At 35.0% G+C, this 12,771-nt stretch carries 12 protein-coding genes; 3 read left to right on the forward strand and 9 right to left on the reverse strand.

Annotated features, from left to right (window positions below):
* Positions 1-262 precede the first annotated feature (262 nt).
* Together JAZ75_RS21810 and JAZ75_RS21815 are read left to right on the forward strand one after the other, a co-directional pair.
* Positions 263-1,468 (forward strand): glycosyltransferase family 4 protein, encoded by a 1,206-nt coding sequence (locus JAZ75_RS21810; protein ID WP_208698515.1) that lies wholly within the window; start codon positions 263-265, stop codon positions 1,466-1,468.
* A 26-nt stretch (positions 1,469-1,494) separates the two neighbouring features.
* Positions 1,495-1,653, forward strand: coding sequence for a hypothetical protein (locus JAZ75_RS21815; RefSeq protein ID WP_208698517.1), 159 nt, complete (start codon positions 1,495-1,497; stop codon positions 1,651-1,653).
* A 47-nt stretch (positions 1,654-1,700) separates the two neighbouring features.
* Here JAZ75_RS21815 and JAZ75_RS21820 read toward each other — a convergent pair whose 3' ends face one another.
* The 9 genes from JAZ75_RS21820 to ligD all read right to left on the reverse strand — a co-directional run bounded on the left by JAZ75_RS21820 (position 1,701) and on the right by ligD (position 11,647).
* Positions 1,701-2,378, reverse strand: a complete 678-nt coding sequence (locus tag JAZ75_RS21820; protein ID WP_208698519.1) for a hypothetical protein — start codon at positions 2,376-2,378, stop codon at positions 1,701-1,703.
* A 43-nt stretch (positions 2,379-2,421) separates the two neighbouring features.
* Positions 2,422-2,715, reverse strand: a complete 294-nt coding sequence (locus tag JAZ75_RS21825) for a hypothetical protein (RefSeq protein WP_132773818.1) — start codon at positions 2,713-2,715, stop codon at positions 2,422-2,424.
* 74 nt (positions 2,716-2,789) lie between these two features.
* Positions 2,790-3,536 carry a WG repeat-containing protein gene (locus JAZ75_RS21830; protein ID WP_208698521.1) on the reverse strand — a complete coding sequence of 249 codons (747 nt, stop codon included), beginning with the start codon at positions 3,534-3,536 and terminating at the stop codon, positions 2,790-2,792.
* A 199-nt stretch (positions 3,537-3,735) separates the two neighbouring features.
* Entirely contained in the window at positions 3,736-4,548 is an 813-nt protein-coding gene (locus JAZ75_RS21835) for a hypothetical protein (protein ID WP_208698523.1), read from the reverse strand.
* 161 nt (positions 4,549-4,709) lie between these two features.
* On the reverse strand, positions 4,710-5,828 hold the full coding sequence (locus JAZ75_RS21840) for a hypothetical protein (protein ID WP_208698525.1): 1,119 nt from the start codon (positions 5,826-5,828) through the stop codon (positions 4,710-4,712).
* A 198-nt stretch (positions 5,829-6,026) separates the two neighbouring features.
* Positions 6,027-6,986 (reverse strand): YihY/virulence factor BrkB family protein, encoded by a 960-nt coding sequence (locus JAZ75_RS21845; RefSeq protein WP_168126924.1) that lies wholly within the window; start codon positions 6,984-6,986, stop codon positions 6,027-6,029.
* A 73-nt stretch (positions 6,987-7,059) separates the two neighbouring features.
* Positions 7,060-8,049, reverse strand: a complete 990-nt coding sequence (locus JAZ75_RS21850; RefSeq protein WP_208698527.1) for an aldo/keto reductase — start codon at positions 8,047-8,049, stop codon at positions 7,060-7,062.
* A 185-nt stretch (positions 8,050-8,234) separates the two neighbouring features.
* Positions 8,235-8,741: an RNA polymerase sigma factor gene (locus tag JAZ75_RS21855; RefSeq protein WP_168126926.1), complete on the reverse strand. Its 507-nt coding sequence runs from the start codon at positions 8,739-8,741 to the stop codon at positions 8,235-8,237.
* 431 nt (positions 8,742-9,172) lie between these two features.
* Positions 9,173-11,647, reverse strand: a complete 2,475-nt coding sequence (gene ligD, locus JAZ75_RS21860; RefSeq protein ID WP_208698529.1) for a DNA ligase D — start codon at positions 11,645-11,647, stop codon at positions 9,173-9,175.
* A gap of 285 nt (positions 11,648-11,932) precedes the next feature.
* Here ligD and JAZ75_RS21865 point away from each other — a divergent pair, with 285 nt between their 5' ends.
* Positions 11,933-12,676, forward strand: coding sequence for a DUF1080 domain-containing protein (locus tag JAZ75_RS21865; protein WP_208698532.1), 744 nt, complete (start codon positions 11,933-11,935; stop codon positions 12,674-12,676).
* Positions 12,677-12,771: the final 95 nt, after the last annotated feature.

Genomic DNA, 12,771 nt, shown 5'->3' on the forward strand with positions numbered 1-12,771 from the left:
TTGCAAAAAGCGATATTTTCCAATTATGAACAATAAAAAGGAATTATTTAAACGATAATTCTATGAGTTACTGACAAATAAAGAGACAACCTCGGTGATAACAGTAATTTATACCTGTTTATAAGAATAAATGCCTGTTTACATCACCGGATTCGATTCGAATTGAACTTAACAGCGTTTACCCTGTTCTTAATACAAGAAGAATGTACCGAAATATTCCATATCATTCAATAATTCTTGTGGATTTAATTTATACTAAAAAATGAAAATAGCTATTATTGGAACTTACCCACCTAGGCAGTGCGGAATTGCAACGTTTTCACATGATCTTTATCACTCCCTGCCACGATCTTTAGCGAATGAACATCACATATTTGCGGTATCTGATGGTTCGGAATATGTGTTTCCTGAAGAAGTAACTTATATCATAGAGAAAGAAAATTTAGATAGTTATATTCAGGCGGCCGATGTCATCAACAATGCATTTGATGCCTGTATCATCCAACACGAGTACGGAATATTTGGCGGAGAAACAGGGAGCTACATTATTGACTTACTTCAACACTTAAATGTACCCGTTCTGACCAACTTACATACCGTGCTGGAACATCCCCATCATAATGAATACCGTATTCTCCGTGAACTAGCGCAGTATAGCAGTAAAATCACGGTTATGACGAGTCGTGCCATCAATATGCTAGAGACAATATATCAAATTGATCGTAATCAGGTAAGTCTAATACCACACGGTGTTCCAAACTTCGATTGCGACCAAGAGATGGCGAAGAGAAAATTAGGATTTCAAAATAAAAAAGTCATGCTCAGTTTCGGCTTTTTAGGTAAAAGCAAAGGTTTTGAAACAGCGATTCAGGCAGTTTCTGAAATTGAGAATGACGACTTCGTTTATATTATATTAGGTTCAACACATCCAAATGTTTTAAAGCATGAAGGTGACTCGTACAGACATGATTTGATGGATATGGTGATGGCCCTTAATATTGGTCATAAAGTGCAATTTGTCAATCAATTTGCATCCGAAAAACTATTAAAGGAATATTTGAGCGCTTGCGATATTTATGTCACTCCTTACCCAAATGAAAACCAAATCAGCAGTGGAACACTGTCATTTGCACTGGGTGCTGGAGCGGCCTGTATTTCGACTCCATATTGGTATGCTAAAGACCTCTTAGCAGATGACCGTGGGTTATTCTTTCCTTTTAATGATGCACATGCACTTTCGGCAGTTGTCAATGATCTTTTAGATCAACCTGAGAAAATGCATTATTACAGAAACAATGCTTTAGAATATGGAAAACAAATGTCTTGGGCAAATGTAGGAAAGAAACAATTTCAGTTACTGAATGAGCTATGCACAGCACCGAAAGCTTCAACAATTTGTTTCAATGACACTGTTCAGCAAAACAACATTACGAACATATTTCACAGCAATAAAAGACTATCTTCATAATGAAACTACGACAATGATTTGTTTATATGAAAAATAAAGCTCTAAAAACAACAGCAAAAATTCCCAAAGAGAAATCTAATGATGTATCTCAGAACAAAGTGAAAAGCAATACCGGTACACCACCAAAAAAAGACACAAATCCGCTTCCGCCAAATCCAAATGAAGTGGACAATCACGATACGTAGTGCCATGGCTATCATGGCACTACATTCCAATTATTGAGCTCAAAAATTTATTCTTTACCTTCAAACTTTTTATACAGATCATAATCAAACGGAATACGCATCGTCAGATCTTTAGCTTCCCAAATATCGCTTTTTGACGGCTGATAAAAATCATACGCGGGCTTAAGAAAATTATCTCCATCAGGTGCTTCCTGCCAATCTTTCTTATCTCTATTATATAACAAAATCATACAGCTTACACAATTGTAATTGCCATCTGTATTTGGGTTATCGTAACACTTACCAACTTTTATATTGATCTTTTGATTAATAATAACGTCCGTTAATCGGCCATCAGTATGGCGGATCAACGCAGCCTGTGCATCTTCATGATCAGGTCTAATTTTAGCTTCAACAAGACGATCAAAATTTGCTTTTTTAATCTTTTCAAGTTCACTTGCAACAACTTCAGGTGCCACACGGCTCGTATCTAACGAGTAAATATCATCAGGAGAAACTACCGCAGCTACCTCAGTTTGAATATTACCGTCTGTTGGATTATTTGCTAATATTCTTTTATTTTCTTCATAATTTTCCCAATCAGCTTTTGAATAGGTTACATATTGCTGCGCTTTATAGAGCAATGTTTCATTTGGCGTGATATATATAAAATTACTAGCAATAAGCAATACGATTAATACAGCTACTGTTCCTAAAAGAATCATTTTGGTTTTGTTACTTTTCATTTAAATTTATCTTATGTTTTAATTATTTATATTACTGAGGTTTTTACACCTGCAATCGTAGTCTTATCCAATTGATTACAAACAGACCAATAAAACAGATCAGGATATAAAGCTGAATTTTATTTACTTTTCTTGTTCCAAATTTCCAAACACAAATTCTGTCAATCACAATGATGAGCAAAACAGGAATCAGTCCAAAAAAAATGTACATCGCGGCTAACTTATCTGGAGCAGAAACCCCCGTAGCTAATATAATCGCAATTAAAATTCCGATCAAAATCGATAATGCACTTAACGTAAAAAAGATCGTTATTTTATTTTTAAAAAAATCTTTCATTTTTCAATAGCTTTAATAAGCAGATTTTCGCAACGTTATTATGATACATAATAAGGCTTAAAAAAAAGTGTTCATTATTTTTTTTTAATTATTCCATTTTCATTTACATCATATTCTATACCTTCTGATACAAGTGTTACGCTACCATTTTCAAAACGACTTGGATAAGAAAAACGAGGTGGGCTAATTATTTTTTGATTAAAATCCATAATTCCCCATTTAGCGGTATTGTTACCATTACCTATAGGAATCAAAACTTGAAACATGATCAAGCCATTCTTGCCCATCATAAATAAATCATCATATTTTACCGGAACAATAATTTGACCAGCGGCATTGATGTAGCCCTTCTTATCATTTTTACTGACTTTTATCAATCCAAATTTTGTATCCATCGAATCGGCCGCATTATTCCCAAAATAGATATCATCAAATTGAGGGTTTACAATTTCAACACCCTCGCTATTGACTATACCATAATTATTAAGGGAATCACTAACGACGAAAAAATCATTTTCCGCCCTAATGCGCATCGTTACACTGCTGTAAATAGGCTGTATAATAACTTTCCCACTCTTATCAATAAGACCCAGACCCAAACTATTTCCATCTTTATCCAACTTACTGAATGTGGCATAAAGATCTTCTCCAAATGAAGAATAAGCATCATAATTGGGATCGCTGTTTTCCCATGCATTATCCTGCACATTATAATGTCCTGGCAATTGCACTATTTTAGATTTTCGCATGTCCTGCTTTTGTATCGTATTATTGGTACAGGCAGATAAAATCGTAAAGAAAAATAATAATAAATAGTTCATTTATATAATTTGAAAATGACACCATTAGCAATCTCGATGATGTTCAATTGTTACTATTACAAAAATACCTTAAACATCGACAATATTGTGATGGGTTTACAATTCGCTTAAGAGATCTTACAATCCGTGTTCGACTATTTTAAACGAAAAAACTAGTATATGATTTAGCTATGAAAATATTAATACTGAAAAGTACACTTCATACTCTTGCTAAAAATTTACTAATGACAACTGGCAGAATAACCATTAGTATTAAACAGCAAAGCGTTAGGATATGATCTTTACCATTATCTCCGAAGAAATAGATAACAAGTGCCAAAATGAGGATAGGACTAAAAATATAAATCTTATGAATGTAATATTGATTTTCTTTACTTAGATTTTGTTGAATAAACTTGTCTCTATTTAAAAGATTTGGATAATTAATTTTTACAAAATCGTAAATCTGTTCTAGATCAATTGTTGTTAGCGCTCTAGGTCGTATCAATAGATCATCTATTGCAATGGTCATATCTTTTCTTCTGAAAGAGATAGCGCTAATTTTTTCTGCAGCATACTTCTTTAAATAACTTCTAGGATCTAGTGCATAGCCTTTATAATCTGCATCATTCTCCGTTGATAAACAATGTAGCTCTCTGCTATCCAAATAGAAAATTTCAAAACTATCAAGTGCTTTATAAGTTTGATAACTCGATTTTATGAAAAATAAAAAAGTTAGAAAAATCGAAGAAAGGACGATCTGTAAAAATTCAATATCCTGCCATTCACTCAACAGATATATAGCAACAAAGGACAAGCCAATAAAGTAGAGAAAATAGTTGAACTTGACGAAGCTATGAACAACATATAGTACAGTTACTAAAGCAAGTCCGGAAAGTCCACTTTTCCAATCTATTATAATGCCAATGACTCCTAAAAGAGAAAACATAATGACAAAAATTAATGAAATGGCACTATTATTCTTTCCAAACTTTTTTTTCGAAATACTGATAGAATTATTTTTTTTACTCATTATCAATTGACTTCAAAATATCATCAATGTATGGTATCAAAGTATATAAGCAACAACCTGAATTTTTTAGCGCATAGCCTCAATTAAAAAGAAATGATTCCATGTACACATTGATCTATCTAGGACAAAGAGAAAGATTACATCGTCTATGAAGGTTTATATTATTTATGGATCTTTTTACTATTTTTCTCATTCCCCGTATTAGTTTGTTCGACCGGCAATGTCATGATAAGAGGTGCCACAACCTCCTTCAGCTCTTCATCATCGACCTTCTTCAATACTTTTCCTTTATAACGATATGACTTTTCGATCTCAGTACAGCTACTGAAAAAGATAGTTGAATCGGAAAATACTAATTCTTCTCGTCCCTTCATAACCCTATCCATAAGATTCTGTTTAAGAAACTGACTCAAGATACGATCATCCTGATACACATTATCTTCATAATAGGCATCATTATCCGGGTCATCCTGCCGCATATACTGGTTAGTAAATTTGTCCAGACGATAGGTAGAAAGATCCCTTTCAAAAGTGCCATAATGCTTATTAACAAGCATAAAATCACGTGATTTAAACGATGTAAGATATTCATTTTTCATCATCATGATATCATTCCATTCATGATCACTTTCCTGTTTCTTATAACCGTCTTCCCCTCCATAATTAGAAAGCTGGATCACCAATTGATTATCTTCATTCTTATATAACGCTCCGGAAAAATCTTCATATTCTCGTCGGGCTTTATTGTGTACGAGCACAAAATTATTAAAGCCTTTATCATTCTGATAATTCCATGAAGCTAGAGAATCGTCCTGACTATTTTCTGCGGCATATAAACTAATACTTCTCGGAAAAGTATTTTTTTCATATACAAATGGGCTACTAAAGCAGTTCGCATCGTCATTAAACACTTGCTGTACACTGTCTTTATCAAACTTGACATAGGTATTTCCATCTTCAAAACCTACAAAAGCCATTTTCGTTCCCGCGCCTAGAGATGGATCTTGGTGGGCATAGATCTCAAATAGATCTTGTTTATCCGTATAAAAAAGTAAGTAGTCCTTTTCAAAACCATAATGCCCAAAAACTGCTGTAGCATAGCCATAAAGCATAAAAGTACCATCTTCAAAAAGACAGATGCCGTCATTACTCCCGTACCGTCCACTGATTTCTTTATATCTTTCTTGATTTTCTCCCTGCGGAAGATAACCCTTCCGCTGTGCCGATACAGAAATTCCCATCATCATAACACATACCATTAAAGATGTCTTTATCATCATTTATATTTAATAATTGAAAAGTAATTCAACTGCCAGATATCTTTACCGCAGATCGGAAAGAAAATAGCATTGATAACAACAAACTTATCATTAATATTAACCTTTTCGAAATAGTATTATCAAAAAATTTATACACCTCCTATTCATGAAAATCGAAATAACAGCATAAAATCCTGATAATCATCTGACAACATTATATTAAGACACACCTTGATCAGCGGGTTTGGCCGGAATTTCTTCCACCACACGCTCACGCTCCTTTTCTTCTACATAAACCGCATAGTCAGCAGGTTTAATCGGTATACCGTTTGCAATGGCATTTTCACGTGTGTAGACCGCACCAAAATACAAGATAGCAGCAGTATAGTATACCCATAATAATACTAATACAAGTGCACCTGCAGCACCATAGGTTGACTCAGTTCCGGAAGATTCTAAATATAATCCAATGGCATACCTACCGATAATAAATAATAAGGCTGTAAAAAGAGCTCCCGTGCGTACAGTCTTCCACTCGATCTTAACATCAGGCAATGTTCTGAATATGATTCCGAATAAAATAAATATAATTCCAAAGCTTAATGCAAAATTAACTGCATTCATAAAGAAAACTGTTATATCAGGGAAATAGACCTGCAATCGATCTGTAAAAGCTAGAATGATACCATTGACAACCAATGTGACCATTAATAAAAATCCAAGTCCAACAACTAGAGAGGAAGATAGCAATCGATCCGTAATCAACTTGAGCCAGCCTCGTTTTGGTTTTGCCCGAACATGCCATATCCTATTAATGGAATTTTGAATATCTCCAAATACAGTCGTAGCTCCAATTACCAAGGTGATGATACTAGCAATCAATGCAAAATTTGATTTACCTGATAGTTTCAGATTGCTGATCACTTCCTGAATTTGTCTGGCGGCGCTTGGACCAACCAAACCTCTCATTTCTGAAAACACTTTCCCTTGAATCGCGTCCTCTCCAAAAAAGATCCCTGCAAGGGAAATCATAAGCACGAGAATCGGACCGATTGAAAATATAGTGTAATACGAAAGTGAGGCACTGTATTTAAGACAATCTTCATTCATAAATCCCGATACTGTCGATTTAAATATGTTTATGTATTTACTTATAAATCCTTTTTTTTTATTTTCCATAGTCCTGATCACTTTGTTAAACGCCTAGAAATCATTTTTTATCATTTATCTATAACACAATGTCTCTGTAACACTAAATTTGTGGCACAGGAGCATTGTTATAAATTAAACCTTCATTTTTTAATTCCTCCCAAAGTTGAGGGGGAATTACGGTATTCAAAGCCTCGACATTGGATCGTACTTGATCTGTAGTACTTGCACCAGGTATGATTGAAACGAAATCCTCACTTGCAAGCACAAATTGAAGGGCAATAGGGATAATTCCGACACCATGAGAAGCTCCTATTTGTGCAATACGCTCACGTTTTTCAATCATGCCCTTTGGTATAAAAGATTTGTAATTATATCGGTTTCTCCCAGCAATAAATCCTGAATTATATCCAGCACCAGAAACGAGCTTTACTCCACTTTTTTGCACAGCGGGTAGAAGGCGGTCGACAGCATCTTCATGTTCTAAAATTGAATATTGAGTGGCAGACAGACAGATATCAGGGTCCGCTACTGCAAGACAGTCCAAAATAGGTTCAATTTTATTGACACCAAGTCCCCAGCCTTTTATTATACCTTGGTCACGGTAGTCGGATAATACTTTAAATGCGCCATCTGCTGCTTGTTTGAAGTAATAGTCATAGCGGTCACCAACCTGATCTTCGGACAGATCATGTACAAATACAATATCAAGATGATCAACGCCCATCCGCAGTAAACTATCATCAATCGAACGCTTAGTTCCATCTGCAGTATAGTCATGTTCGAAATCAAATGGAAATGGTGCCTTCCACATGGTAGGCGGAACAGCTTCGGGTATCACTGGATCAAATAATCGACCAATTTTTGAAGAGAGGATATAGTCAGACCGATTTTGATCTTTTAAAAATTCTCCAAATCGCGCTTCACTTTTTGTTAGACCATACCAGGGAGACGTATCATAGTATCGAATACCCAAATCCCATGCCTTTTGCAGTATATCATATGACTGCTTATCTGATAATACTTCAAAACCAGTTCCTATAGCCACGCCACCTAAGCCCAAGCGATGTTTTTCATTAAATAAATTCTTCATATACAATTTTTATAGCCTGCTTCCTGTATAATAACCCAAAATCCATAAAAATGTTCCCTTTATGAAATCGGAAAATACCATTCTAAAAAACACAAACAGGAAAGTTGAAAACAAAAAAAGAAAGGCTTCCTAAGGCCTAAACCCAAGGAATGCCCTTCTTTTCACAAAATGGAAATTAATCCTGTTTAATTTTTATATGTTGATAAAGTTCCCTTTAGTCTTTTTCTTGCAATATGGATACGAGTTTTCACTGTACCAATAGGAAGGTTAAGATGTTCAGCAATTTCATTATATTTATATCCTTCGTACAACATAGTAAAAGGTATATAGAACCCTTCATCCAATTCTCCCAATGCTTTCTGAATATCTTCCATCACAAATTTATCTTCTCCACCATTTCTTACCGAAGAATATTGCAAATGCGAAGTACTGATCTCTTCTTCTGTTGTAATAAAAGAACGACTTTTAGTTGTACGTCGATAATTATTAATAAAAGTATTGCGCATGATGGTATAAAGCCATGCTTTTAAATTAGATCCTTCTTGAAAATTACGGAAATAGCTTACCGCTTTTAACATGGTATCTTGCAAAAGATCATTGACCTCGTCATAATCATTTGTAAAACGCTTTGCAAAAACTTTGAGCTCATTTGTTTGCTCGATCACTTGGGTGTTAAATTCTGTCTTTGTCATAAAGGATAGTTTTTTATTGCTGTACTTGCGTACATCTTTGTTAACACTTAATCTAATTTTATCTAGCATGGATCATTTTAATATTCATGCATTGTTGATAACATTAAAGCAATCGCTGTGCTATATCCTTTAATATTTTTTCAAAAAAAAGAGTATTAATACCCCCTAAACCACAAGTTAAATCATCAACACTATTTTCAAACAATTAGAAATGTGTATTCAACCATTGAATTTATACGCAAGAGCGGGTATTTAACCCCAATGAAAGATCATAATTTTTCACATAAATGGTTAAATTTCTTTATGGTATTGCTATTCAACAAATAAACCGTCTACTTCTCTATACAATTTACTAAAAGTAAGACAAAAATTGATATTTATAAATCTTAAAATATTCAAATACCCATTAAATGTTCACGCTTTGACAATAGTTATAAGTTCGCTAAAGCTTCTTTAATATTACTAGGTGTGTCGAAAAAGGTTTTCCATGGATCCTCCACTTTCTTCAATCGCTCCGTTATAGTTTTTAAATTAAATTGTCTGATGTCCAAACCTTTCTTTACTTCCTCCCAATGTAAAGGCGTGCTGATAGTAGCACCAGGTTTAGGACGTATAGAATATGGAGCTGCGATGGTCTGTCCTCTTCTATTTTGTAAAAAATCAAGATAGATTAAACCCTTTCTTTTCTTAGGATCCCGGATAAGGCTTGTTGTATCAGGATGCTCCTCATGAATCATTTCTCCGATGAGCTGGATAAAATCGCGTACAACCTCATAAGTATACCGTTGTTTGACATACAAGTAGATATGTAATCCTGTCGAACCAGATGTTTTAATATAATCTGCAACTCCAACTTGTTGAAAAATTCGATGAGCAGTCAGCCCTATTTCAATTACCGAATCAAAATCTGCTCCATTTGGATCAATATCCAGAACTGCAAAATCCGGATTTTCAATCTTTTTATACGTCGATAGCCATGGATTTATCTCAATAGAGCCGAGATTTGCAATAAACAAGAGGGTTGCTTTATTATTGCACACCATATAATCGATATTTTTATCCGTACTTTCAGCATATATGGGCACGGTCTTTACCCAATCTGGAATTTGTTTTAAATCGACATCCTTTTGAAAAAAACTATCAGCTCCTATTCCATTAGGAAAACGATGAAGTGAAATTGGCTTATCTTTTAAGTAAGGCAATAGTAAATCACCATATTGTTCATAATATTCAAGCATTTCACCTTTCACATATCCTTCATCTGGCCAATATATTTTATCAAGATTAGTGAGTTTTACACGATGGCGGTTTATAGAAATTATCTTCTCTTTTACCCTTTCATTTCTGACCTCTTCCATGACGATCTCCTTAGCTTTTTTATCTGTACGTAATCCCTTGAAAACCGGGTGACGTAAATGATGGTCCATTGTCCACTCCGAATAATAAACTTCGCAGACGAGATCCGGCTTCACCCAAGTCACTTCCTTTTCCTTCGCAACAGATACATCTTGAGGAAACGGCTTCTTGCTTATTATAAGCCCTTTCAATTTATCCATTAATATTTCCAACAACTCATCACTAAATCCAGTACCACAGTTACCTAGATAGGTTAACTCCGAATTGTCATAGCAACCCAAAACTAGAGCTCCAAAAGAAGAACGGTTTCCCTGCGGTTTTGTAAAACCGCAAATAACAGCTTCCTGGCTTTGTCGAATTTTAATCTTAAGCCATTGATTGCTTCGTTTTCCAGGATGATAAAAACTGGTAAGATCTTTGGCAATTACTCCTTCCCATCTCTTTCGTTCCGCTTGACGATAAATGGACATAGGCGTCCCTTTTAGTAAGTTAGCCAACTCAATCATTTGACTTTTGAATCCTTTAAAAAACAAAGTCAATAGTTCTTTTCGCTCAGATAAAGGGTATTGACTTAAGTCATTTTCATCCAAATTCAAAATATCAAAGATATAATAATGCAGTTGATAGGAACTACCCAATGGTTCGCCTGTTGCCAACATCTGAAAATACGATTTACCTGTGCTATCTTCTATCACCACTTCCCCATCTAACCAAACATTCCTATTTAAAGCCATTAGCTCCTTCACAATGGAAGGAAATAGTTTGTTCATATTTTTTCCATTTCGGGAATAAAGAAAAATATGTTCATCCTTTTTTACTGCAATAATGCGAAAACCATCAAATTTCTTTTCAAATAACCAATCATTCCCTTCGGGCATAGCATCGGTTAGCTTGGCCAACATTGGCGATAGCTCAGTCAGCTCTGGTTCACTATTATTCGATGGCTTAGCTATTCGTTTTGACTTCTTCTTTGCTCCTACTTTTTTATATTCTAATCCTTCTTTTTTTATTTTTTCAGGAACTGCATCTTCAGCATTATAGGATACTTCGGTTGCATATTCATCTTTATGTTTAATGAGTAACCACGACTTACCTTCTTGATCACTTTTTATTCTGACAAGAGCAAATTCTCCTTTGAGCTTATCTCCATGTAGGACAAATTTAATAGACCCATCCGCTAAATTACTTAAAAAAGCATCTTCATCTTGTCCATTTAAAGGCTCATAATACCCTTTATCAAAAACACTTACGATACCAGCACCATAATTACCTTCCGGAATTGTTCCTTCAAAATTTGCGTAATCGACGGGATGATCTTCAACTTGAACAGCCAATCGCTTATCGGTAGGAAACAATGATGGTCCCTTTGGTACAGCCCAACTTTTTAGTACACCGGCTACTTCCAATCTAAAATCATAATGCAATCTACTGGCATGATGTCTTTGTACAACAAAGCGCAATTTTTTATCTCGTTTAATCTTTAACTTACCTTTAGGCTCTTCTGTACTTTCAAAATTACGTTTCTCGTGATATTGCTTTAGTGTATCCATGTTTTTAGTTATTGATGTACATGAAACCCTCGAAGGGCTCTATCCTGACTGAATGAAAAACTAGGTGACGATAAAGTGTTTCCTTTTATAATTATAACGCTTAAATGCATCATTTTGTTAGTTTTGGCGGACAACCTTTTGTCCCAACTTTAAAACATGAGTTATACCCTCTTTTCTATGGTCATTTTCAATCACTCTAAACTTCCATCACAATAGTCTTACATAAAAGCATATCAGATTTTAACATTGAATACTTATATTTACGTGAAATCAATCTATTACAAAATGAACAAAATTTATATATCTTGCTGTGTCCTCAGCACGAGCCTAATTGGTTCTTTAAGTTATGCCCAAACGAAATTTCAACCGCAGGATACCGAGTTTTATACTCCAGTACTGCGTACGGTGACAACTACTGAGAACAAAGCCCCTTCTGATGCGATCGTTCTTTTTGACGGCTCCAATCTGAACCAATGGGTAAGTTCCAATAACGTAAAAGAGCAGGCACCCTGGAAAGTACAAAATAACGTTTTAACGTCCACCCCAAAAACAGGGAATATCCAGACAAAAGAAAACTTTGAAGATTTCCAGCTTCATGTCGAATGGAAAAGTCCGGAAGTCATCAAAGGTGAAGGACAAGGAAGAGGAAACAGCGGTATCTTTTTGCAGGGTCAATATGAATTACAGGTCTTAGACAACAATAATAACCCAACCTATGTCAATGGACAAGCAGGATCGATCTATAAACAACAGCCACCCTTGGTCACAGCAACCAAACCAGCTGGACAATGGCATACTTACGACGTCTTGTATACCGCTCCACGATTTAATGCCGATGGTGTATTAATCAAAAAAGGCATCGTAACCGTTTTACACAATGGTGTTGTGGTACAGTACAATACGCAGATCGAAGGAACTACAGAGTACATCGGATTACCAAAAACATTAGTTCACGGTCCAGGACCAATCGTATTGCAAGACCATGGCGATCTTGTTGACTTCCGCAATATCTGGATAAGACGTCTTTAATCAGTAAAAAAATTAAAATGGCCGAGTGAATTACACTAGGCCATTTTACATTCATATTTATAGCTTGTACCTACAAAACTGTTTTTACAGAATAC

The sequence above is a fragment of the Sphingobacterium sp. UDSM-2020 genome, assembly GCF_016132525.1.
Taxonomy (GTDB): domain Bacteria; phylum Bacteroidota; class Bacteroidia; order Sphingobacteriales; family Sphingobacteriaceae; genus Sphingobacterium; species Sphingobacterium anhuiense.